Origin of the sequence: Massilia sp. TSP1-1-2 (assembly GCF_049896185.1) — a bacterium.
Taxonomy (GTDB): domain Bacteria; phylum Pseudomonadota; class Gammaproteobacteria; order Burkholderiales; family Burkholderiaceae_D; genus Telluria_A.
This window is the reverse complement of the sequence record NZ_JAFCTU010000029.1, coordinates 53,062-74,989: the sequence shown is the minus strand read 5'-3', so window position 1 is coordinate 74,989 and position 21,928 is coordinate 53,062. Positions and strand designations below refer to the sequence as shown.

At 61.6% G+C, this 21,928-nt stretch carries 18 protein-coding genes and 2 tRNA genes; 8 read left to right on the top strand and 12 right to left on the bottom strand.

The genetic code is table 11. The annotated features are described in order from the left end of the window. Positions 1 to 54: 54 nt before the first annotated feature. From ACP7BV_RS21190 to ACP7BV_RS21170, 5 genes are all read right to left on the bottom strand, one after another. Positions 55 to 1,026, bottom strand: a complete 972-nt coding sequence (locus ACP7BV_RS21190; RefSeq protein ID WP_426106606.1) for an IS4 family transposase — start codon at positions 1,024 to 1,026, stop codon at positions 55 to 57. A 100-nt stretch (positions 1,027 to 1,126) separates the two neighbouring features. After that, positions 1,127 to 2,260: a dTDP-4-amino-4,6-dideoxygalactose transaminase gene (rffA, locus tag ACP7BV_RS21185; protein ID WP_426106605.1), complete on the bottom strand. Its 1,134-nt coding sequence runs from the start codon at positions 2,258 to 2,260 to the stop codon at positions 1,127 to 1,129. Next, a complete protein-coding gene (locus ACP7BV_RS21180; RefSeq protein ID WP_426106603.1) occupies positions 2,257 to 2,670 on the bottom strand; it encodes a GtrA family protein in 414 nt (137 codons plus the stop codon). Before ACP7BV_RS21180 ends, rffA begins: the two co-directional genes overlap by 4 nt. A gap of 6 nt (positions 2,671 to 2,676) precedes the next feature. Continuing rightward, on the bottom strand, positions 2,677 to 3,477 hold the full coding sequence (locus ACP7BV_RS21175; protein WP_426106601.1) for a GNAT family N-acetyltransferase: 801 nt from the start codon (positions 3,475 to 3,477) through the stop codon (positions 2,677 to 2,679). Next, positions 3,470 to 4,501, bottom strand: coding sequence for a glycosyltransferase family 2 protein (locus tag ACP7BV_RS21170; protein ID WP_426106600.1), 1,032 nt, complete (start codon positions 4,499 to 4,501; stop codon positions 3,470 to 3,472). The genes ACP7BV_RS21175 and ACP7BV_RS21170 overlap by 8 nt, the downstream gene beginning before the upstream one ends. A gap of 251 nt (positions 4,502 to 4,752) precedes the next feature. On the opposite strand from ACP7BV_RS21170, the gene ACP7BV_RS21165 reads away from it, so the two are divergent. Continuing rightward, positions 4,753 to 5,781: a polysaccharide deacetylase family protein gene (locus ACP7BV_RS21165; RefSeq protein ID WP_426106599.1), complete on the top strand. Its 1,029-nt coding sequence runs from the start codon at positions 4,753 to 4,755 to the stop codon at positions 5,779 to 5,781. A 160-nt stretch (positions 5,782 to 5,941) separates the two neighbouring features. Beyond that, positions 5,942 to 7,003 (top strand): polysaccharide deacetylase family protein, encoded by a 1,062-nt coding sequence (locus ACP7BV_RS21160; RefSeq protein ID WP_426106598.1) that lies wholly within the window; start codon positions 5,942 to 5,944, stop codon positions 7,001 to 7,003. Here ACP7BV_RS21160 and ACP7BV_RS21155 read toward each other — a convergent pair. The 6 genes from ACP7BV_RS21155 to ACP7BV_RS21130 all read right to left on the bottom strand — a co-directional run bounded on the left by ACP7BV_RS21155 (position 6,991) and on the right by ACP7BV_RS21130 (position 11,171). Continuing rightward, positions 6,991 to 7,920, bottom strand: coding sequence for a hypothetical protein (locus tag ACP7BV_RS21155; protein WP_426106597.1), 930 nt, complete (start codon positions 7,918 to 7,920; stop codon positions 6,991 to 6,993). The genes ACP7BV_RS21160 and ACP7BV_RS21155 overlap by 13 nt on opposite strands. Before the next feature lie 205 nt (positions 7,921 to 8,125). Beyond that, positions 8,126 to 8,198: transfer RNA gene (locus ACP7BV_RS21150), tRNA-Arg, on the bottom strand. Positions 8,199 to 8,356: 158 nt separating this feature from the next. Continuing rightward, positions 8,357 to 9,304, bottom strand: coding sequence for a nucleotidyl transferase AbiEii/AbiGii toxin family protein (locus ACP7BV_RS21145; protein WP_426106595.1), 948 nt, complete (start codon positions 9,302 to 9,304; stop codon positions 8,357 to 8,359). A gap of 2 nt (positions 9,305 to 9,306) precedes the next feature. After that, positions 9,307 to 10,062: a type IV toxin-antitoxin system AbiEi family antitoxin domain-containing protein gene (locus tag ACP7BV_RS21140; protein ID WP_426106594.1), complete on the bottom strand. Its 756-nt coding sequence runs from the start codon at positions 10,060 to 10,062 to the stop codon at positions 9,307 to 9,309. Between the two features lie 518 nt (positions 10,063 to 10,580). Next, on the bottom strand, positions 10,581 to 10,805 hold the full coding sequence (locus tag ACP7BV_RS21135; protein WP_426106593.1) for a hypothetical protein: 225 nt from the start codon (positions 10,803 to 10,805) through the stop codon (positions 10,581 to 10,583). Between the two features lie 290 nt (positions 10,806 to 11,095). Further along, positions 11,096 to 11,171: transfer RNA gene (locus ACP7BV_RS21130), tRNA-Arg, on the bottom strand. A gap of 195 nt (positions 11,172 to 11,366) precedes the next feature. Between ACP7BV_RS21130 and ACP7BV_RS21125 the strand changes: the two genes are divergently transcribed. The 6 genes from ACP7BV_RS21125 (at position 11,367) to ACP7BV_RS21100 (ending at position 20,568) form a co-directional block, all read left to right on the top strand. Beyond that, positions 11,367 to 12,269 carry a c-type cytochrome gene (locus tag ACP7BV_RS21125; RefSeq protein WP_426106591.1) on the top strand — a complete coding sequence of 301 codons (903 nt, stop codon included), beginning with the start codon at positions 11,367 to 11,369 and terminating at the stop codon, positions 12,267 to 12,269. 390 nt (positions 12,270 to 12,659) lie between these two features. Beyond that, positions 12,660 to 14,999, top strand: a complete 2,340-nt coding sequence (locus tag ACP7BV_RS21120) for a hypothetical protein (RefSeq protein WP_426106589.1) — start codon at positions 12,660 to 12,662, stop codon at positions 14,997 to 14,999. 301 nt (positions 15,000 to 15,300) lie between these two features. Further along, positions 15,301 to 17,601, top strand: coding sequence for a hypothetical protein (locus ACP7BV_RS21115; RefSeq protein WP_426106588.1), 2,301 nt, complete (start codon positions 15,301 to 15,303; stop codon positions 17,599 to 17,601). A gap of 184 nt (positions 17,602 to 17,785) precedes the next feature. Then, positions 17,786 to 19,336, top strand: coding sequence for an MBOAT family O-acyltransferase (locus tag ACP7BV_RS21110; protein WP_426106609.1), 1,551 nt, complete (start codon positions 17,786 to 17,788; stop codon positions 19,334 to 19,336). Positions 19,337 to 19,347: 11 nt separating this feature from the next. Next, positions 19,348 to 19,950 (top strand): hypothetical protein, encoded by a 603-nt coding sequence (locus tag ACP7BV_RS21105; RefSeq protein WP_426106587.1) that lies wholly within the window; start codon positions 19,348 to 19,350, stop codon positions 19,948 to 19,950. An 81-nt stretch (positions 19,951 to 20,031) separates the two neighbouring features. Then, the gene (locus ACP7BV_RS21100; protein ID WP_426106585.1) at positions 20,032 to 20,568 is read left to right on the top strand and encodes a hypothetical protein; all 537 of its coding nucleotides are present in this window, start codon (positions 20,032 to 20,034) and stop codon (positions 20,566 to 20,568) included. A 4-nt stretch (positions 20,569 to 20,572) separates the two neighbouring features. Here ACP7BV_RS21100 and ACP7BV_RS21095 read toward each other — a convergent pair whose 3' ends face one another. Next, complete coding sequence (locus ACP7BV_RS21095; protein WP_426106583.1) at positions 20,573 to 21,925, bottom strand: putative O-glycosylation ligase, exosortase A system-associated; 1,353 nt, start codon at positions 21,923 to 21,925, stop codon at positions 20,573 to 20,575. Positions 21,926 to 21,928 lie beyond the last annotated feature (3 nt).

Below are 21,928 nucleotides of genomic sequence, written 5' to 3'. Positions count from 1 at the left end.
GCATGATTTCCCCTCCATATGACAAGGATACATGCATATATATAATAAGTCTTATTATTTATGACGCACTACACTAGTTTCGATGTTCCAGCGGCGGCCATAGCAGGCGATCAGCTGTGCGGCCGGGAACGCGATGCGATCAGTCAAGGAGGTCAGCAGGAAGCGCTTTTCACCCGCTTCATTGATCACCGCGATGGCGCGAACCCGCCATTTTCTTGGCAGTTCAGGGTCCTTCAGGCGCGCCTGCGATGACACCTTCATTTCCACAATCGCGTCATCTGAATCACCTTCGATTTCCACCCAAGCAGTGTTGCTCTTGGCTGGTATAAGGAAGTGGCGATTGCATCCGTTGGCTGCCAGGCGGCATAACAATTCTGCGGAAAGAAAGCCTTTGTCCACAATGGTTAGCGAGTTGTCGCCGATGCTGTCGACCATTTCCATCGCGTAGGCTTTTTCCGTCTTGGCGTAGGGGCCAAACTGCGCGTCGACCACGAGATGGGTCGGTACATGTGTCAACGTCACGCCGCGTACTTGGGGATAGCTGGAGACAGTTCCTTTGGCGTAGCGCTGCGCGCCAAAATGAGCACGATTGGCCACGCTGTCGGGGGTGCGAAGAGAGGTGCCGTCCATCGCAAAAAGCGCCAGGCCGTTAAACAGGAAAGATTCCTTGTCCTGATCGCTCCAAGCCTTGGCCGACTTGCGGAAAAGCCACTCGACGGACTCGAAACCAAGGCGTCGGCGCGCCTTCGTTGCCGCGCCATCGGTGACAAATGGCGACGCTTCGTTTGGCATGGCCAAATCAAGTTCAGCGAGCACTTCACGAACCGACCGATGCCGGTAGAGCGCCAGCGCGATCACCAGCCAGACCACTTGCTGGGCCGGTAATCGCCGATGCCGAATGCTCGCTTTGCCTTTTTCTGCTAGCGCTTCCTCTATCCAATCAAACGGCAAATGCTCGCCGAACCGATTCCAATCGAATGGAACTGGCGCTTCGTTTGCAAGCAGAATGGCATCTGAAAGACTCATGTCGGAAAGTTAACACAGTCCAACTTTGTTTACAACACTTAAATGACAAGGGGTCCGCCGGCGCTTAAGTCAACGCCATTAGGCACCGTCCCCGGCGCCGTCAGTGCTGCTCGATGGCGCCGATGATGTCGGCGATCACCTCGGCCAGCTGCTCTTCCAGCCCGATCCACAGCGGCAGGCGCAGCAGGCGCTCGCCGGCGGCGTCGGTGTGGCGCATGTCGTCGGCGGAGCGGCCAAGCTCGCGGCCCACGGGCGAAGAATGCAGCGGAATGTAATGGAACACCGTCTGGATGCCGCGCTCCCTGAGGCGCGCGATCACGCGCGTGCGCGTGGCCAGGTCGGGCAGCAGCAGGTAGTACATGTGCGCATTGTGCGTGCATTCGCGCGGCACGGTCGGGCGCACCACCTTGCCCGCTTTTTCGAGGCTGGCGAACCACTGGTGGTAATTGGCCCAGATCTCGAGCCGGCGCCGGTTGATGATATCGGCCTCCTCCATCTGCGCCCACAGGAAGGCGGCCACGATTTCGCCCGGCAGGTACGACGAGCCGACATCGACCCAGGTATATTTGTCGACCTGGCCGCGGAAGAACTGGCTGCGGTTGGTGCCTTTTTCGCGGATGACTTCGGCGCGCTCGATGAAGCGCGGATCGTTGATCAGCAAGGCGCCGCCCTCGCCGGAGATGATGTTTTTCGTTTCGTGGAACGACAGCGCCGCCAGGTGACCGATCGAACCGAGCGGACGCCCCTTGTAGGTCGACATGATGCCTTGCGCCGCGTCTTCGATGACCAGCAGGTCGTGGCGGCGCGCGATGTCCATGATGGCGTCCATCTCGCAGGCCACGCCCGCGTAGTGGACCGGCACGATGGCCTTGGTGCGCGCCGTGATGGCCGCCTCGATCTTGTTCTCGTCGATGTTCATGGTGTCGGCGCGGATATCGACGAACACGGGAACGGCGCCGCGCAGCACAAAGGCGTTGGCGGTCGAGACGAAGGTGTACGACGGCATGATGACTTCGTCGCCCGGCTGCAGGTCGGCCAGCATCGCGGCAATTTCAAGCGCCGCGGTGCACGAATGGGTCAGCAGCGCTTTCTGGCAGCCGATGCGCTGCTCGAGCCAGGCGCTGCATTTTTTGGTAAAAGCGCCGTCGCCGGCCAGGTGACCGCTGGCGTGGGCCTGCGAAATATTCCACAGTTCCTTGCCGGTCATGTAGGGCTTATTGAAGGGAATTTTCATGGTGATTCCTTGAGAGTGGCGGCGTGCGCCGGGGCGCGAAATACCCAGAATTTTTGAGCGAGAAAAAGGCACGCGGCCAGCACCACGATCATGCCGGCCTGGATCAGCTGGTGCGGGTAGCCCATGCGGTCAACCAGCAGGTAGAGCACCGCCAGATTGAATACGTAGCCAAGGCCATAGGCGGTGCAGTAGCGGTAGAACACGGCGCCTTTGGCGCCGCCGTGCTCGAACGTCCACTGCTTGTTGGCAAAGAAGGTCTGCAGCACGCCCAGGCCGTACAGGATCGACATGGCCAGCTTGGGATTCATGCCCAGCCACGTCAGGCCCAGGTAGAGCGCGTAACAGAGCAGGTTGGAGGCGACACCGACCACCGCGTAGCGCAGCAGCTGGCGCTGTACCAGCGTGAGCACCACCGCTTACGCCCTGACCCAGTGGAACGTCATCGACGGCGCCGGCAGCGTAAAGCCGAGCCGTGCGTACATCGCCAGCACGCGCGTATTGCGCGCCGCGACGCTGGTGCGCACGCGCTGCGCGCCCAGTTGCCGGGCGTGGCCCAGCATGGCGCGCCACGCGCGCCGGCCATAGCCCTGGCCTTGCGCGTCGGGCGCGACCGCGTTCAGGTGCCAGTAGCAGGTGCCGTCGGCCTGCAGTTCGGTGATGAAAAACGCCACCAGGCGCTGCTGGTCGTACAGTCCATACAGTTGCTGGGTTGCATGGCCGGGCGTGTTGGCAACCCAGTTGTGGAAACGCCGGTCGCTGATGGACGCATCGAGCCGGAAGTCCATCTTGAAGCGCTCGTGCTGGAAGGCGCTGGCCGCCACCGCCAGGATGGCGTCCATGTCGGCCGGGCCGGCGCGCACGATGCGCAGGGCGCCGTCCTGGCCAGCGGCCTGGTCGGCGTCCCGGTCGGACGCTTGGTCGACGACGTCGCCTGCAGCGAGCGCCAGGTGCGGCGCATACATCATTTCAATGAAGCGAAAGCCGCACGCTTCAAGCAGCATCGACTCGGCCAGCCGGTCGTGGAGCAGGCGGCAGCTGACCAGGCCCGCGCCGGCGGCGTCGCGCGCCTGTTCGAACAGCTGCATGTCGGCGCGCGCAGCGGCGCTGCGCACGGCGATCTGGTCCACTTGCATGACGGCGAACCCACAGACGGCTTCATCCCACGGCGCGCGGCTCCACGCCAGGAGCAGTGCATGAGTGTCGATAAGCTTATGCATGTTCCGCCTCCACTTCCGCCATGGCGGCCGCCGCCACCCCTGCCTTGCGCTGCCGGACCACGAACTGCGGCTTGCGGTTGACGTTCAGGTGCAGCCGGCCCAGATACTCGCCAATGACGCCCAGCGCCAGCAACTGCACCCCGCCCAGTATCAGCACGGCGATGATGGTGGAGGCGAAACCGGGCACCGATATGTTCGACACCAAATACTGCAGCAGGTAGTAAAAGCCGACCACGAAGCCGGAGCACGCGGTCAGAAAGCCGATGGCGCTGACCAGCTGCAAGGGCAGCAGCGAAAAATTGGTGTACAGGTTCAGCGCCAGGACCAGCAATTTGCTGACCGAATAATTCGACTTGCCTTCCGCGCGCGCATGGTGGGCAACGTCGACGGCGCCGATGCGGCTGGTGCACCAGGCCAGCAGCCCGTCGAGGTAGGTGAAGTTCAGGTTGTAGAACATGACGCTCTTGGCCAGCTGGTGGCGCATGGCGCGAAACGGCGTGGGCGTGACCGGATTGCGAAACACGGTGCGATAGAAATGCCAGACGATGGCCGAACCAAGATTGCGCCAACCTGCATGCTGGCGGTCGTCCGGGCAGCCGTACACCAGGTCGAGGTCGCCTTGCCCGATGGCGGCCAACAGTTTCGGGATTTCCTCGGGGGGATTTTGCAAGTCGTCGTCCATGGTGACGATGACGGCGCCGCGCGCCATGTCGAGCCCGCACATGAGCGCATTGTGCTGGCCATAGTTGCGCATCAGCTGCACGGCAACGACATGAACCGGATCGCGCAGGCGCAATGCTTCGAGCGCGGCCCAGGAGCCATCGCGGCTGCCGTCGTCAATCAGGATGATTTCGTAGGGCTGCCTGAGAGGACCAAGAACGGCGCTCAAGCGCTCATGCAACTGCGCGAGCGTGACTGCGGAGTTATAGACCGGGACAACGATGGACAGGGCAAGTTCGGGCAAATCGTCGCTTGCGCTTGGGTGCGGGTGCTGGCGGAGAGGGGGGGAGGCAAACTTGTGCATAAGGAATCCAAAATCAACGTCGCATGGCGGTTTGCCGCGTCCACAAGGTTTTCAAGGATACCATATTTGCTCTTTTCGCTTAACAAATAATTAATGCCGCCCCGATGGCTGCCGGTTCGCAGCCTGCCAGGTTCACAGCATCAAACGTGTATTTTCCTTGTTAAAAATATATTGATCTTGTACGCACACCTTGTGTCGGCGCAAAGAATGATGTGCTACCATTCATCATTATTTCTCTCTACCAATTTCTCATGCGCACGCGTGTTTGCATCACCATCGATACCGAATTTAGCATTGCTGGTGCATTTACGAACCCCGAGCGGCGTCCGGTGGCCGAGCCGCTGGTGTGGTGCAATGTCGACGGCAAGTCCGAAGGCCTGGGATTCATGCTCAAAACGTTTGCCAAATACCATGTGCAAGCCACGTTTTTCGTCGAGACCGTCCACCGTTTCTGGTTCAAGAACGACCCCATGGGCCCGATCGCGCGCCAGATCCATGCCGAAGGCCACGAAGTGCAGCTCCATACCCATCCCGGCTGGTCGCTGTTTGCGCATGCGGATTGGTGGGACCAGTCGCGCAATATGCGCGGGCGCGATGACTTCAAGGCGCGCAGCGTGGCAAGTTCGGTAGCGCTGATCGAACAAGGCATTGCCACGTTCAGCGAGTGGGGCGTACCGCGTCCGCTCGCCTTTCGCAGCGGTAACCTGCAACACGACGACAACCTGTACCAGGCGCTGGCGCAGACCGGCATTCCTTACAGTTCCAATGTGGGGGTGGCCATTTACGACAGCGGCGACGCTCATTACACGCTGTACAGCGGCCAGCACGAGCGGCACGGGGTGCGCGAATTTCCGGTTCTGACGTTTTCCGACTGGACGCTAGGCAACAAGCGCCACATCAAATCGCTGACCATTGCCGGTTCCAGCTTTGCCGAAACGCGCAGCCTGCTTGAAAAAGCGCGCGCGGCGGGCATTCCGCTGGTGGTGGTGCTGACCCATCCGTTCGAATACGTGCACAACAAAGACAAAACGTTCGAGCAGAACCGGCGGCACGACCTGACCCAGCGCCGCCTGGTCCAATTGTGCGAATTTCTGCACGACAATGATGACCGCTTCGAAGCTTGCGGCCTGGCGCACGCGGCGGCGTCGCTGCCGGCGTTGGCGCCTGCCAACACGCTGCTCAAGGGCGCGCTGTGGCAAGCCCTGCCCCGCATGGCGGCCCAGGTCGCGCACGACAAATGGGGTCGCTGGATGTTGGGGCGCCAGAGCAAAAGCGCTTGAGGCAAGATGGCGGCAGCACCGCAGCCTTGCCGGGCGTGATCAAAAAAGCATTTTAGCGGCGCTCGGGTATACTGAGCCGCCGGCGCTCCCACCCACCACTTTTTTGCGCGCGCCGGACCCTTGCTGCCCGAGCAGCCATGGCGTCCTGCCGCGAACGACAATGAATAAGATCAAACTGACGGTATTCTGGCTGGCGCGCGCGCTCGGCCTGTTTGCGGCCTGCCGCCGCCTGACCGCGGCCAAGGTGCGCATCCTGTGCTACCACGGCGGCTGCCTGGGCGACGAAAGCAGCTACAACCCCAAACTATTTTGTTCCTCGGCCATGCTGGCGCAGCGCATGCAATGGCTCAAGCGCAAGGGCTTCACGCTGGTGCCGCTGGCCGAAGCTGCCGCCAGCGCGCGCCGGCCGGCGGCGGCGCGCTCGGCGCTGACCACCGCCATCACCTTTGACGACGGCTGGTATTCCACCGCCAGCGAACTGGTGCCGGTGCTTGGCAAGCTGGGCATTCCATCGTCGCTGTACCTGTGCACCAGCCACTACCTGGAAGGGTGGGCGATTCCCTCGGTGGCGGTGCGCTACCTGATCTGGAAGTCGGGCCTGCAGTCGGTCCAGCTGCACGGCCTGGGCAGCGCCGACGGCAGCGTCGAACTGGGCACCCCGGCGCAGCGCAACGCGGCGGCCAACCGCATTGTTGCGGCAATCGACGCCAGCTTGCCGCAGCGGGACACCAAACACGCCATGCTCGAGCAGCTCGCCAGTTGCCTGAAGGTGCCGTCGAGCGCGCTGGCGCTGTCCACGCGCCGCTTCGAGTACATGAGAGAAGCGCAATTGCTGGCGCTGGCGGAACAGGGTTGCACGGTCGAGCTGCACGGCCACGTCCACCTGTACCCGGCGGGCGACCCGGCCGCGTTTGAAGCGGACTTGCGCCAGTGCAGCGACACGATCGTCGGCGCCGGCCTGCCCAGGCCGACCCACTATTGCTACCCGAGCGGCAATTTCGATGCGGCCGCTTCCCCCGTGCTGGAACGGCTGGGCGTTCTTACAGGCACCACCTGCCTGCCGGGCCTGATCACCCAAGCCAGCGCCACGCAAAGCCACTACCTGCCGCGTTTTTTGGATGGCGAAAGCATCGCGATGCTGGACTTTGAGGCGGAGATGAGCGGCTTTTCAGAGTTGCTGCGCAAATTGCTGCGCAAAGCGCATCCGCTTCAGCCAGCCTGAGCGGCGAGGCGGCGCGCGGCCCAGGCGCGCTGCGCATCCCGGCCCCAGACCAGCATGTAGTTGGTGGGGGCGTACTTGCCTTCCTCGTACAGCTGGCGGCGCGAGGCGGAGGTGGCGGTGGCATTGTTGATCGCATCGCCGCCCTTGACGACGAACATCAGCGCGGCGCCGTTATTGCCCGGCGTATCGCGCAGGTAAGCCAGGCGCGGGCTGATGGTCGCCAGCGCCGGATCGTAGAACCAGCTGCTGCCGTACATGCCGAGCACCTCCGGGTGCACAGCGTACAGCTCGGCGCAGCACAGGTAGCACTCTTCCCAGCCGGCTTCATGGAAGGCGTCGAGGTTGAACTTGTGGGTGTGGATCTGGAAGTACGGACGAAAGCCGCCCAGCTTTACCATCGTCAGCAGCTTGGGCAATGCGCGCGCCATGCCCTCGGCCAGCACGGTCGAGCGCGGCACGCCGCAGCGGTAGTCGACCAGCTGCGAGCCGGCCGCGTACAGGCGCAGCGTGGCCAGCCCGAATTCTTTCTGGAACAAGTCCTGGTCCAGCGCCAGCCACGGTGCTTGCGCGTCGGCATCTTGGGCAATGCGCAGCAGGTGGCGCGCCTGGTTGGCGGCGGTACGGGGCGGCAAGGCGCGAAAGCGCGCGCCGTTGACGGTCTGCAGCACGGCGCTGGCAAGCACGGCGCGCAGGAAGCGGCGCAGCGTGGCGCTGTCGTGGGTCTGGGCGACGGCGGCGACAATGGCTTGCGCGGGAGCGGGAAACACCTTGTAATGGTCGAGCGGGCCGAGCGGTTCGCAGGCGCGGATGAAGTCGGCGATGCGGGCACGGACGTCGGGCAGCGCCGGCGCCAGTTGCTTGATCAATGCATCGGCAGCGCCTGCCGCCTGTTCCTGTATCGCCGCCACATCCGTCATTGCCGCTCCTGTCTGGTTGAAAAGTTTACCTGCACGCGGTGATCCGGAACAGGAAAAAATACAGCATGGACTGTAGCATTAACGGGGCGGGTACGAGCGCGTTTCGCTATCAAAAGGGCATGAGTTGCGTGCGCAGCAGGCTGGAGGCGCGAAAGCGCGACGCTACGCTGCCGAGCTAGAAAATGAAGATGGCGATGAAGAAAACTGGTGCGGCTGGCGGGGATCGAACCCACGACCCTTGGCTTCGGAGGCCATGCCGCTCATTTGTGGGAAGCCGCGCTGTTGCTGCAACTCCCTGATTCTACAGAGTATAGCAACCGGCAACATAGGGCAACATAAGGCAAAAAAAGGCAACAACGGGCACCAATGGGAAGAAAATACCCCTGTTTTCTCCCCAATTTCTCCCCAATTTCTCCCCAAGATTTCTCCCCATCTTCTAGCCGGAGTCTTTCTCGACCGACAGAAGTGCCTTCAACGCGGCGACTTGGGTTGCGCTCTTCTTTGCCTGGCTCTTCTTGAACCGCGTCAGATTCTCCAACTTCCATCGCAGGGCCGGAAGCGTCTGGACATCCGGATTCGGCAAAAGGGTCCAGTCTGGATTGGCATCGGCCAGGCTGACCAGAAACTCGCGATGGTGGTTCGTTAATTTTTCCATCATGTCGCGGCGCAGCCGGCTTCGCGTTTCCAGCAGGACCTCAAGTGAAGGCGGTTCTGCCTCAGTCATGCCGATGAACTGGTCGTCGTAGATTTGACGGAGGTCGAGGTCGTTGCCACCCAAGACTTCGTGGGTTGGGCGATTGTGGCCCGCAAGGTAAACCACGAAGCAATCGACCATGGCCGATGTCAGTCCACCGTTCTGGTAGAGCAGCCAAACGTCAAACAAGTCTCGAGGGTGCTGTCGGTCCAACGCAGCTATAAGCTTGCTCGCATAAAGTTCATCGTGGTCGAAAATTGGCGCGAAGACTTGGATTCCAAACCGTTTGACAACGGCTGCCGAAACAGACTGGCGTGCTGTAACGGGCAGAACCGTACCTCTGAAAACGGTGTTGACCTCGATTTTTAGGGTAAGGCCGTCTCGGCCTTCCATGACCAGCAATTTCGACTCCGGCTCGTTTCCGACTCGCACCGGCCTCGCCTTCAGTCCTCGGGCTTCCAGCCTGCTCGCGATGTCCCGGAGCGCCTTCGCTATGGTCGCTAACGCGACGTCCCTGGGTTCGGTTCCGTTGAGGTAGACAAGGTCGATGTCGACGGACAACCGCGGCGCCTCTTGGACGAACAAATTGATGGCAGTACCACCTTTGATGGCAAATTGGCCATCGACGAAAACGTCCGGAATTACGTCCAACAACAATCGGACAGTGTTGATATAAATGGCGTCGAGCATGATTACTTTATCGTAAGGCGAGTGCCGTCCTGAAGACGGCGCGTCCACCGCGTGTTGCTTCCAAGCTTCAGGCTAAATCGCTCGCGCAGGGCAACGACATCAATGGCATTTGTTTGTTGCGCAAACTGCAGAAACAAACGAACAGTTTTTATGCGAGTGCATGCCGCCAACAGTGCGCCGACCACTTCCTGGCGCATGCTGGAAAAGGACTCGAATAAGTGTGTCGCTTCCTCCAAGTCCTGCGTAACACCGACTTCGTTCAAGACTTCCAGCAGCGCGCGTTCGCGGGTCGAAACGTACAGACCGGCAGCATGGTCCGAAACCAGTGCATATCCCTCGTCGTCGAGAAGCGGCCTGAGCAAGTCTACGTCAAACAATGCGCGTTGGTGGTAGCGCGCTGGGAAACGCGAAGTGAACCAATCTGGCAGCGTGAGACGTTGGGTTCCCCACAATTGGATTCTTGAACGAGAACTAACGTTATGACGTATTCCTTGCCATGAAAGTGCGGTCTTTCCACCGACGTGCAGGCCGGGGCTGCGCTTCTGCAAGTACAACAGACAGTCGTCGAGCTGTAAGGTGTCGTTGGGATATGCGTAGGTCCCCTGCTCCAAGCGCTCCAGCCAGCCGTTCTTCGCATACTTGGCGGCCAAGGCTGGAGATATCCCATATTCCGCTAGCTCGGACAATCCAAAGGGTTGCCCGTGATGCAACCCTTGAAGGAGGATTTTGAGTAACGAATGTCGAGAATTTGGTCTCATGGTTAAATTTTACAACATAAAGCAAACATAAAAATTTGAATGTTTGATTTTTGCTTCAGAATTCACCCCATGGGTGAATTTTACGACAAAATGCAAACATCAAGCCATTTAGTCATTTCGGCCTCCAATCTTTCATCCTGGCTGTTGGCGCCGACACCAAATTGACCCACAGCGCCGATTGTTCCTGACGCTGGCGCTGCCGCCGGGAGCAGCATGGCGCCTGCGTTTGGGCGAATTCCCCTGGGTCAACGAATTTCGACCGCCTGGGTCAATTTGGTGTCGGCGCCAACATTCCCCAACCATCCCCCCAGCACAGACAAACCCTCCCAGAATTTTTAGTATTTTCTCAGCGCCAAAAACACTTACCCTTCCATATATGCCGCCGCCAGCTTTCGGAACTCATCTTCCGATTGGCAGACTTTTTTTTCACCTGACAAAGCCACCACGTTGCACTTGGTCGGCAGCACTTCCCAGTATTTTTTAACCTCGTCCGTATGCCAAATGTACTCGCCAAAGGTCTAATTCTCAAAGGCATCCATTACGTACTTGAACGTAAAGACCGCCTGTTCTGACACAGTTTGATTTTCAAACAACACCATGCACTTGTTCAGCTTTGTGCTGAAATGGTTTTCGTATGCGGCCATTCCTCCCTCTCGATATCCGAGAGAGACGAACATTTTCCTGGCCTGTTCTGAACATTTGCCCTGCGCTACAAGGGATGCAGCCTTTGCTTGTTCGTCCATAGCGGCAATCTGCTGCTTCTAGTCCTTGATCGTAGCCGCTTGCTGATTCGCCAGAACGCCAAGGCCAATAGCCGCAGCCGCCAGTATGAGAGTGATTGTCCGCACCAAATTGCTCCAATGGAAGTTGTCCACTAGATAATGCAGCGAACCCTATCAGAACGCAACCCGCAACGAACCATTGCCAGTTTGAAACTGCTTACTTATCGCTTACTTAAAAATAATTTGGTCGAATCAACGGCAAGTAAGCATCGCAGTTTTCGATGTAACTTGCTGATTCTTATGAGGATTTTTGGTGCGGCTGGCGGGGATCGAACCCACGACCCTTGGCTTCGGAGGCCAATACTCTATCCACTGAGCTACAGCCGCATGAGGGGAATGTCTGAAGTGAACCGAAGGATACAGTTTTTCTGTGTCTGCGTCCATGGAAAGTGTCGCACCGAGGCGGAATAGCGTTCCAAAAGAGGTGCTTTGGGTCTATAATCGCGGGTTTGGCGGGTATTTGCATGAATCAGTGCGGCTACCACCGGCCTGCAGGTTTCGAAAAATAGCACTAAGGACATCATGAGCGACGCACACAACGAACACGAATCCGCAATCCGGACCCCAAAGCAGCTCGTCGCTGCCGTGGCTGGCTTTTTCCTGGTGACCGTTATCGGCATCATCCTGTTGGTCGAGTTCGTAACAACGAGCCGCCTGACTGGCGCCGGCACCGATAGCCAGGCGCCGGAAGCGATCGCCGAGCGCCTGCGTCCCGCGGCCGACCAGGGCTTCATGCTCAAGGATGCCAACGCACCCAAGGTCTTGCTCGCCGGCGAAGCGGTCTACACCGCCAACTGCGCGGCCTGCCACGCATCGGGCGCCGCCGGCGCACCGAAATTCGGCGACGCCGCTAGCTGGGGCCCCCGTATCGCCCAAGGTTACGACTTGTTGGTCAAGCACGCCATCGAAGGCATCCGTGCCATGCCGGCCCGCGGCGGCAATCCTGACCTGGACGATGTGGAAGTCGCGCGCGCCGTGGTCTTCATGGCTAACAAAGCCGGCGCAACGTTCAAGGAGCCAGCGGTGCCAGCCATGGTAGTCACTGCAGCCCCTGATGCAACCGCCGCAACTGCCGCAGCCGCCACGCCGGCAGCGACCGAAGCACCGGCCGCAGCAGCACCGGTAGCAGCAGCACCGGCAGCAGCAGCCCCGGCCGAGCCAGTCAAGACCGCCGCCATTGACGGGGCGAAAATCTACACCGCCAATTGCGCTGCCTGTCACGCCAGCGGTGTCGCCAACGCGCCAAAATTCGGCGACAAGGCCGCCTGGGCGCCGCGCATCAAGCAAGGCGCGCCAGTTCTGTACGAGCATGCAATCAAGGGCTTTGCCGGCAAAGTCGGCATGATGCCGCCAAAAGGCGGCTCGAGCGCGACCGATGACGAAGTCAAGGCTGCAGTCGACCATATGACCGCTGCCGCCAAGTAAGTCTCGCACTGCCGCAAAAACCGCCTTCCCGGCGGTTTTTTTTCGCCCGTGCATATCCCCGTGAATCACCTTGCAGCGTGGCTGCCGCGCTGCTCAACCATATGCAGAATGAAATCTTTTCGGTATCTTTTCTATGCTTTTCAACACTATAATACCCTCCGTCTATGAAAAATCTTCTGAAAAGAAAGATTTTCACGGATCCTTAGTTGGTTAAATGGAAGAAATTAGCACACAGATAGCGACTTTTACCAGCAATGTCTGTATAAAACGTTTGTGATCTCTGCCAAGGTGCACGCGTGTAAATTTCCTGCCGACTTTTTTAGAAAAATGGGTAGTGCGCGATGGAAGTTGCTGTCGTCAATCACTCTATAAATGCTAAATGGAAATATGATGCGAAAATCCCCCACCGGCCTGTCCGCCCTGCTCACCATGCTGCTGTGCAGCGCTGTTCTCTCCGGCTGTGACGATGCGTCCGGCAAAAGTGCAGACTCCGGCAACCCCGCCGCAGCCGCGCCGGTGATCCTGGCCCAAACCATGGTCTCAATGCCGGCAACGGGGGGACGCCCTGCGCAATTGCCGCCCTCGACCGTGGCCGGCGCTGCCCAACCCGCGGGCACGCCGCCCGCCACGACGCCACCGCCGGTCGTGCTGGCGCCGCCGCCTCCCCGTGGCGCGCCGCCGGCCGGTACTCCGCCGCCGCCAGCGGCGCCTGTTACGCCGCCGCCGGTAATGCCGCCTGCGAATGCGAACAGCATCACCGACGTGCGCCTGCAAAACCTGCAAAAGCAAGACCAGAACGGCGTGGCCGTGACCTTCGGCCAAGTGTTTGCGCCCGGCCAAGTACCGGCCGGCCAGAGCATCACGGGCAAGCTGGCCGACGGCAGCGCGCTGGCGCTGCAGGTCGACGTCAAAGCCCGCCATGCAGACGGTTCGGTGCGCCACGCGATCGTGTCGGCCAAGCTCGCCCGCCTGAGTGGCGGGCAAACCAGCCTGCTGCTGCTCGAACGCACCAGCGCCGGGGCTGCCGTCGCCCCTGGCACGCCCGCCGCGCTGCTGGAGGCAGGTTTTAGTGCCGCCGTGCATGCCGACCTGGACGGCCAGCGCTACAGCGCCTCGGCCGACGCATTGCTGCGCTCGGGCAAATACACCAGCTGGCTGGCCGGTCCGGTGGCCAACGAATGGCTGCTGTCCGGCCCGCTGACCACCAGCGCCGGCAAGGCTCACCCGCACTTGAGCGCGCGCTTTGCCATCCGCGCCTACGGCAACAAGCAGGCGCGTGTGGACGTGACGGTGGAAAACGACTGGGCGTTCGAGCCAAACCCGCAAAATTTTCGGTACGACGCCCAAGTCATGGTCGGCGGCCACAGTGTGTACACCAAGAACAACTTGAATCACCTGAACCATGCGCGCTGGCGCAAGGTATTCTGGTGGGGTACCGAACCGGCGCTTCACATCAAGCACAACACTGCCTACCTGATCGCCACCCGCGCCGTGCCCAATTACGACCAGAGCGTCAAGTTCTCCGAAGCGCGCCTGGCCGGCTGGGAGGCGGCGCTCACGTCCGCGCGCAGCGAACCGATGGCCGTCGGCCTGGCCAATCCGTATATGCCCACCACGGGTGGACGCGACGACCTGGGCATCATGCCGGGCTGGAGCGCGACCTACCTGCTCAGCATGGACAAGCGCCTCAAGGATGTCACGCTGGCCACCGCCGACCTGGCCGGCAGCTGGTCTGCGCATTACCGCGACAAGCAAACCGGGCGCCCCGTCAGCCTGGCCGACTACCCTGCCATGACGGTGCTCGGCCATGAAGCCGACACCCTCAACGTGCTGACCAAGAAATGGGAAGCCTTCCCGGTGTGCGCCAGCGCCACGGGCTGCGCCACGCCGAATATGCACGATTCGTCGCACCAGGCCGGTTTTGCCTACCTGCCCTACCTGGTCACGGGCGACTATTACTACCTGGAAGAATTGCAGTTCTGGGCCATGTGGAACACGTTTTCAAGCAATCCCGGGTACCGGGAATTCGGCAAGGGCTTGTTCAAGTCGGACCAGGTCCGCGGCCAAGCCTGGAGCATGCGTACGCTGGCTGAAGCGGCGTATATTTCGCCCGATACCGACCCGCTCAAGAAACAGCTGGACAGCTTTTTGCAAAATAACATCGACTGGTACAACGCCCGTTATGTGACGGGCAGCGACAATGTGCTTGGCGTGGTGACCAATGGCTACGCAGTCGAATACAACAACGGGACCGGCCTGGCACCGTGGATGGACGACTTCTTTACGTCGGCCATCGGACACACTGTCGATCTCGGCTACAAAAACGCGCTGCCCCTGTTGAAATGGAAAGCCAAATTTCCCATTTCGCGCATGACGGACAAGCAGTTTTGCTGGATCAAGGCGGGCATTTACGCACTCAAGGTGCGCGACAAGTCGGGCGTGCCGTTTTATTCCAGCATCGGCCAGGCTTACCGGGCCAGCAACGATGCCCAGTTCAACACCCTGGCCTGCAACAGCAGCGCGATGGCGGCGTCCCTGGGACAAAAGGTCGGCGAAATGACCGGTTACGCGGGTGTTCATACCGGCTACCCGTCCAATCTGCAGCCGGCGCTGGCGTACGCCGCCGACGTCGGCGGGAGCAGCGGTGCAGCGGCCTGGAGCGTATTCATGGGGCGTACAGTCAAGCCGCACTACGGCGAAGGTCCGCAATTTGCCATCGTGCCGCGTTAAGCAATATGGCGCGCAAGTCATCTCTGCTGTCTTTATTGCAATCAAAACGGCAGAGGTGCATAGCTTAAAAACAATTTTGTCTCGTATCAAGAAGCATGACAATGTCGCCAACATCGCAGAAAATACCGGCATTTTTGCTTGTTTTACGGGCAATTTCGCTGCCATCGCGATAATTTTGTGTTGTATTCCGGAATTTATTTTGCCCAAGAGAACTAAATTCTCTACGGCAATATCTTGAACGGGTTAAAGTTGGTCTACGGAATTTTTTTAGACCTTACCTTTGCCTGCCGGGATACACACCATGTCTACTACTACCCCCACTTCACGTTTGCTCATGCTGTTGCTGTCCAGCGCCGCCCTGACCGCCTGCGGTGGCGGTCAGGGCGGCGGTGCCTCGGCGCAGTCCTCTGCCCCAGCCGTGCTCGCGACCGGCGCTTCGGCCGGCACGGATGCCACCTTGGCCCCTGCGGCACCGGCACCTGCCGCCGAGCCGTCCAGCGCCAGCGCGCCGGCGCTGAACGCCACGCCCGCCCAGAGCACGCCGCTTGCCGCCAGCGTGGTCGATCCCGGCACGCCGTTGCCGCCGCGCAAGCCCCCTGTCACGGTCGCCCAAACGGGCCCGGTTGTGACCAATGTCAAAATCCAGAACACCACGGCGCTTGAGCAGTCCAACGTCGCCGTCACCTTCGGCCAAGTGTTTGCCGTGGGCGATCTGGGCGCCGCTCAGACGCTGGCCGGCAAGCTGGCCGACGGCACGGCCGTGCCGCTGCAGCTCGACGTCAAGGCGCGCCATGCCGACGGTTCGGTGCGCCACGCGATCGTCTCGGCCAGCCTGCCGCGCCTGGCCGCCGGCCAAAACGTCACCTTGAACCTGGAAAAAATCGACGCCGCCGCGCCGGCCACGGCCACGACCCCTGCCGCACTGCTGCAGGCCGGCTTTACGGCCGCCGTGCATGCGGACCTGGACGGCCAGCGCTACAGCGCCTCGGCCGACGCCTTGCTGCGCTCGGGCAAGTACACCAGCTGGCTGGCCGGACCGGTCGCCAATGAATGGCTGGTGTCCGGCCCGCTGACCACCGCGCAAGGCACTGTTCACCCGCATCTGACGGCCCGTTTCGCCATCCGCGGCTTTGGCACCGCCCAGGCACGGGTCGACGTGACGGTGGAAAACGCCTGGGCGTTCGAGCCGAAGCCGCAAAATTTCCTGTACGACGCCCAGATCATGGTGGGCGGCCAGAGCGTGTATGCCAAGCCTGGTCTGACCCACTTGAACCATGCGCGCTGGCGCAAGGTGTTCTGGTGGGGCGCCGAGCCGGCGGTTCACATCGAGCACAACACCGCGTACCTGATCAGCACCCGGGCCGTGCCCAATTACGACCAGAGCGTAAAATTTACCGAAGGGCGCCTGGCAGACTGGAAAGCCGCGCTGACGCCCGCCCGCAGCGAGCCAATGGCCGTTGGCCTGGCCAATCCCTACATGCCGACCACCGGTGGCCGCGACGATCTGGGCATCATGCCCGGCTGGAGCGCCACTTACTTGCTGAGCATGGACAAGCGCCTCAAGGACGTCACGCTGGCCACCGCCGACCTGGCCGGCAGCTGGTCTGCACACTACCGCGACAAGAACACCGGCCGCCCCGTCAGCCTGGCTGATTACCCGTACATGACGGTGCTCGGCCATGCTCCGGACACGGCGAATCCCATCACCAAGCAATGGGAAGCCTTCCCGGTGTGCGCCACGGCAACGGGCTGCGCCACGCCGAACATGCACGACTCGTCGCACCAGGCCGGTTTTGCCTACCTGCCCTATCTGGTCACCGGCGACTATTACTACCTGGAAGAATTGCAGTTCTGGGCCATGTGGAATACGTTTTCAAGCAATCCGGGTTACCGGGAATTCGGCAAGGGCTTGTTCAAGTCGGACCAGGTCCGCGGCCAGGCCTGGAGCATGCGCACGCTGGCTGAAGCGGCGTATATTTCGCCCGATACCGATCCGCTCAAGAAACAACTGGAAGGCTTCTTGCAAAACAATATCGACTGGTACAGCGCCCGCTATGTGACCGGCAGCGACAATGTGCTTGGCGTGGTGAGCAATGGCTACGCAGTCGAATACAACAATGGCACCGGCCTGGCGCCGTGGATGGACGACTTCTTCACCTCCGCCATCGGCCACGCCGTCGAACTCGGTTACACCAGGGCGCTGCCGCTGCTCAAGTGGAAAGCCACGTTCCCGATCTCGCGCATGACGGGCCAGAATTTCTGCTGGATCAAGGCTGGCATCTACGCCCTGAAAGTGCGCGATACGTCGGCCACGCCGTTGTATGCCACAATCGGCCAGGCCTATGCAGCCAGCAACACCGCCGCAGAGAACGCCCTGGCCTGCAACAGCAGCGCAATGGCCACGTCGCTGGGACTGAAGGTGGGTGAAATGACCGGCTATGCGGGCGTCCATACCGGCTACCCGTCCAACCTGCAGCCGGCCCTGGCCTACGCCGCCGACGTCGGCGGCAGCCCGGGCAGCGCAGCCTGGAGCGTTTTCATGGCACGCACCATCAAGCCAAACTACGGTCTGGGTCCGCAGTTCGCGATCGTGCCGCGCTGACCGGCACAAGCCCCGGCACCACAGCAGTACCCACCAGGGGGCCGATGCACATCGCGCCCCCTGGATGCTTTTGGGGCGCGCACGGCTGCCGTCCAAGGTTTTTCGTATAAGCAAGCACTCTGGTAGAGTCTGGACTTTTTCCGACGCCGCCTTGCCCGGGCGCCTCCTGCTGCCGCGCACCGTCATGCTCTTTAATTCCTTCAGCTTCCTGTTCCTGTTCCTGCCCGTGGTTTTCATCGGCTTTTTTGCGTTCGCGCGGGTGGGCAAGGGCTGGGCCGCCGGCTGGCTGGCTGCCGCCTCGCTGTTTTTTTACGGCTGGTGGAGCGTGGCCTACATTCCGCTGCTGCTGGGCTCGATCGTGTTCAATTACTGGGCCGGCGCCCGCATCGGCGCTGCGCAGGGCAGCGCGCGCGCGCGCTTGCTGGCGCTGGCCGTCACGCTCGACCTGGCGCTGCTGGCGTACTTCAAGTATGCCGATTTTTTCATCGACAGCGTCAACCGCGTATCGGCGGCTTACCTGCCGGTGCTGCCGCTGCTCCACCTAGTGCTGCCGATCGGCATTTCCTTCTTCACCTTTACCCAGATCGCCTTCCTGGTCGACACCAGCCGCGGCAAGGTCAGCGAAGTGCGCTTCGTCCACTACCTGTTGTTCGTCACCTATTTCCCGCATTTGATTGCCGGTCCCGTGCTGCATCACAAGGAAATGATGCCCCAGTTCGACCTCGACCAGACTTACCGGCCCTCCAGCGCCAATCTGGCCGTCGGCCTGTCGATTTTTGCGCTCGGCCTGGCCAAGAAAGTACTCATCGCCGACAACCTGGCGCCGCACGCCGGCTTTTTCTTCGATGGCGCCGACACCCCGTCGCTGCTGCTGGCCTGGGGTGGCGTGCTGGCCTATACCTTCCAGCTGTATTTCGACTTCTCCGGCTACTCGGACATGGCGATCGGGCTGTCGCGCCTGTTCGGCATCCGCTTGCCGCTCAACTTCAACTCGCCCTACAAGTCCCACAACATCATCGAATTCTGGCGCCGCTGGCACATGACGCTGTCGCGCTTTTTGCGCGACTACCTGTATATCGCCCTGGGCGGCAACCGCCACGGCCCCGCGCGCCGCTACCTGAACCTGATGACCACGATGGTGCTCGGCGGCCTGTGGCATGGCGCCGGCTGGAATTACGTGGTCTGGGGTTTCCTCCACGGCGCCTACCTAATGCTCAACCATGCATGGGCCGGCGTGGCCGCCCGCCTCGGCCTGGACGGCTCGCACCGCGGCATGCGCGCAGCGTCGGTGGCGCTGACCTTTATCGCCGTGTGCGTGGCCTGGGTGTTTTTCCGCGCGGCCGACGTTAGCCGCGCAGCCAGCATCGTGCAGGGCTTGTTTGGCGTCTATGGCGTCGGCCTGCCAGAATCGATCGGCAACTACCTGGGGACAGGCCAGGCGCTGCTCGAGCGCGCCGGCGTCACCTTTTACCTGGGCGGCGGCAGCCGTTTCATGGAAACCTGGAGCTGGGTGACCGTGGGCGCGGGTCTGGCCTTCCTGTTCCCCAACACGCAACAGATCATGGACCGCTTCGATCCGGCGCTCGACTACGCGGCCAGCGCGCCGCTCGGCCTGGCGCGGCGCGCGCTGCACTGGCGAGCGTCGACGGCCTGGGCCCTGTGGATAGGCGCGTTATGTGTGGCCAGCCTGCTGTCGCTGAGCCGGCCCGCCGAATTTCTCTATTTCCAATTCTGATGGAGTCACCGATGGCAACACCTGGCCAATTCCGGCGCTTCCTGGCCATCGCCGGCGGCGCCACCTTGTGCGGCGCGCTGGCCTGCGCGGCATTGGTCGTCGCCATCGATCCCTACCGTCTGTACTGCATGCCCGAACGGCCCGGCTTGAATGCCGACAAGACCCAGCCGCAGCGCTACCAGTACGAAATCAAGACCGCCAACGCGCGCGCCGCGCACGCCGAGCTGCTTATCCTGGGCAATTCGCGCGCGGAAATCGGACTCAACCCCGACGACCCGCTGGTGGCCGCGACCGGCCTGTCGCCTTACAACCTGGCGCTGGCCGGCACGCGCCTGCACACGGCGCGCGAACAGCTCGGCGCGCTCGCTGCAGCCGGCCAGCATCCGAAACATGTCATCGTTGGCGTCGATTTCCTCGACTTTCCCGTGGACCCGGCCGCGCCCGCTGCCCTGGCGCCGCCTGCGCGCCAGAGCGGCCTGCTGGCCGAGTTGCCGTGGCGCTTCGACACGCTGTTCTCGGTCGACTCGGTGATCGATGCCGTCAAGACGGTGCGCATGCAGGGCGCAGCCGATGCCTTGAGCATGAGCGACAAGGGCTTCAACCCGCTCAGGTAGTATCGCCAGCTGGCGCGCGAGGAAGGCTACTATCCGCTGTTTCGCCAGCGCGCGGCCGACTATGCCGAGCGCTTCGAGCGCATGCCGGGCGCCCTGGTGTCGAACGCCGGCCACAGCTCGCGCGAGTGGGATGCCCTCGGCGGCGTGCTCGAACAGGCGGTGCGCGCCAAAGCGCGCATCGACCTGGTGATTTACCCTTACCATGCGCAGCTGCTGTTCCTGCTCGAGAAAGCGGGCAAGCGGGCGTTGTTCGATGCCTGGAAGGCGCTGCTGGCCGAGCGCCTGGCAACGCTGCAGCGCGACCATCCGACAGCGCGCGTGGCCCTGTGGGACTTCAGCGGCTATGGCGCGCGCCAGTGCGAGGCGATCCCCGCCAAGGGCGACCGCAACACCAACACCGAATGGTACTGGGAGGGCGGGCACTTCAAGGAAGCGCTCGGCCACTTGATGTTCGCCCGCATGCTCGCGCCCGTGGGCGCGGTCGGGGGCGCACCCTCGCCCGAGGGCGAGACGTTCGGTTTTGCGCTCACTGCGGCCAATCTGGATGCCAACAATGCACGCATGGCGCGCGAACGGGCCGCCTGTGTCGCCGCCAACCCGGCGCTGTTTGCGCAATAAAAACTCAGGCCCGGGCCGCAGCCAGCGCTGGTTCCTTGGCCGACTCGGCGACGGCGGCCAGCTTGAGGGCGCGCGGCAGGATGCGCGTGTCGAGCACGAGGATGATGCCGCAAATGGCATAGATCAGCTCGAAATAGGCAAAGCTGAGCGCCGCGCCGCCCAGGCAGAAGGTAAACAGCGATAGCTGCAGCATGGTGGCAAGGTTGGCGATCCATGCCGTGGCCGGGTGCTTGCGCGCCGTGCGGGTGACTTTGCGCGCGGTGATGAACGCACGGGCCAGGAATGAAAGATACAAGGCCAGGCCGACAAAACCATGGTCGCCCAGCACCTGGAAGTAGACGCTGTGCGCCGCGCGCGGCAAATTCACGTTGGGCAGCGCGTCCCCGCTGTAGAAAAACGAGAAGTCGAAGAAGTGCTGGGCCAGCTCGGCCCACACGGCGCGATTTTCCAGCGCCTTGAAGCCGCCGCCCAGAAACGGATGGTGGGCGGCCATGATGAAACTGAGCTTCCAGGCCACCACCCGGCCCATGAACGAGGCATCTTCCTTGGCCTCGCCGATGGTGTCCATGCGCGAGACCCACTCCTGGGACACCATGGTGGACAGGCCCGCCACCAGGATGCACACCATAATGGCGAGCAATATCTTGCGATCGCTCTTGACGAAAAAATAGGCTCCCAGGCCGATCAGGGCGACGAAGCCGCCGCGCGACTGGGTGCCGACAATCGCCGTTACGAGCAGGCCCATCAGTCCCAGCAGGCCGACCCGGATGACGATGCCCTTGGCGCCATATTGCTGGAGCAGGTAAAAACAGATCGGCAGCGTGATCACGAAGGCGAGCGAGAGTTCGTTACGGTCGCCCAGCACATGGCCGGCAAAGCCTTCGATGTGGTGGCCACCGCCCGAGGCGATATATTTGAGCGCCTCGAGGCCGCCAAAAAACCCGATCGACATCACCACGCACCACAGGAAAAAGTCGATATGTAGCTTCTTGTCGATGATCAGCACCACAAACAGGAACAGCAGCACGATCTTGAGGAAGCGGAACCAGTATTCCCAGGCGACTTCGGGCGCGCCCTCGGTCATGATGGTCGACAGGGTCGTCCAGGCAAAAAACAGGAAAATCAGCATGCCCAGGCTGCCGAAAACGGCTTTCGGCTTGTCCTTGGTCATCAGGTAGCCGCCGATGGCGACCGCGGTGAAAATCACGTTGTAGCGGATCGCATTGCCAAAGCCGTACAACCAGGCATTCGGAAAAAACATCGCCGTCCAGATCCACATGCCGAGGGCGATGAAGGGGCGGCGCGTCATGGCGTACAGCATCAGCGGCAAGATGCCCAGGAAGAAAATGTCGCGCATGCC

What these genes read in the sequence shown, in the direction of transcription:
- rffA (WP_426106605.1), bottom strand. Translation starts at nt 2,260, where the DNA reads ATGAAAATTCCCTTCAATAAGCCCTACATGACCGGCAAGGAACTGTGG.
- ACP7BV_RS21095 (WP_426106583.1), bottom strand. Translation starts at nt 21,925, where the DNA reads ATGCGCGACATTTTCTTCCTGGGCATCTTGCCGCTGATGCTGTACGCC.
- ACP7BV_RS21155 (WP_426106597.1), bottom strand. Translation starts at nt 7,920, where the DNA reads ATGACGGATGTGGCGGCGATACAGGAACAGGCGGCAGGCGCTGCCGAT.
- ACP7BV_RS21165 (WP_426106599.1), top strand. Translation starts at nt 4,753, where the DNA reads ATGCGCACGCGTGTTTGCATCACCATCGATACCGAATTTAGCATTGCT.
- ACP7BV_RS21110 (WP_426106609.1), top strand. Translation starts at nt 17,786, where the DNA reads ATGCTCTTTAATTCCTTCAGCTTCCTGTTCCTGTTCCTGCCCGTGGTT.
- ACP7BV_RS21160 (WP_426106598.1), top strand. Translation starts at nt 5,942, where the DNA reads ATGAATAAGATCAAACTGACGGTATTCTGGCTGGCGCGCGCGCTCGGC.
- ACP7BV_RS21140 (WP_426106594.1), bottom strand. Translation starts at nt 10,062, where the DNA reads ATGAGACCAAATTCTCGACATTCGTTACTCAAAATCCTCCTTCAAGGG.
- ACP7BV_RS21125 (WP_426106591.1), top strand. Translation starts at nt 11,367, where the DNA reads ATGAGCGACGCACACAACGAACACGAATCCGCAATCCGGACCCCAAAG.
- ACP7BV_RS21115 (WP_426106588.1), top strand. Translation starts at nt 15,301, where the DNA reads ATGTCTACTACTACCCCCACTTCACGTTTGCTCATGCTGTTGCTGTCC.
- ACP7BV_RS21135 (WP_426106593.1), bottom strand. Translation starts at nt 10,805, where the DNA reads ATGGACGAACAAGCAAAGGCTGCATCCCTTGTAGCGCAGGGCAAATGT.
- ACP7BV_RS21120 (WP_426106589.1), top strand. Translation starts at nt 12,660, where the DNA reads ATGCGAAAATCCCCCACCGGCCTGTCCGCCCTGCTCACCATGCTGCTG.
- ACP7BV_RS21105 (WP_426106587.1), top strand. Translation starts at nt 19,348, where the DNA reads ATGGCAACACCTGGCCAATTCCGGCGCTTCCTGGCCATCGCCGGCGGC.
- ACP7BV_RS21190 (WP_426106606.1), bottom strand. Translation starts at nt 1,026, where the DNA reads ATGAGTCTTTCAGATGCCATTCTGCTTGCAAACGAAGCGCCAGTTCCA.
- ACP7BV_RS21100 (WP_426106585.1), top strand. Translation starts at nt 20,032, where the DNA reads ATGCCGGGCGCCCTGGTGTCGAACGCCGGCCACAGCTCGCGCGAGTGG.
- ACP7BV_RS21145 (WP_426106595.1), bottom strand. Translation starts at nt 9,304, where the DNA reads ATGCTCGACGCCATTTATATCAACACTGTCCGATTGTTGTTGGACGTA.
- ACP7BV_RS21170 (WP_426106600.1), bottom strand. Translation starts at nt 4,501, where the DNA reads ATGCACAAGTTTGCCTCCCCCCCTCTCCGCCAGCACCCGCACCCAAGC.
- ACP7BV_RS21175 (WP_426106601.1), bottom strand. Translation starts at nt 3,477, where the DNA reads ATGCATAAGCTTATCGACACTCATGCACTGCTCCTGGCGTGGAGCCGC.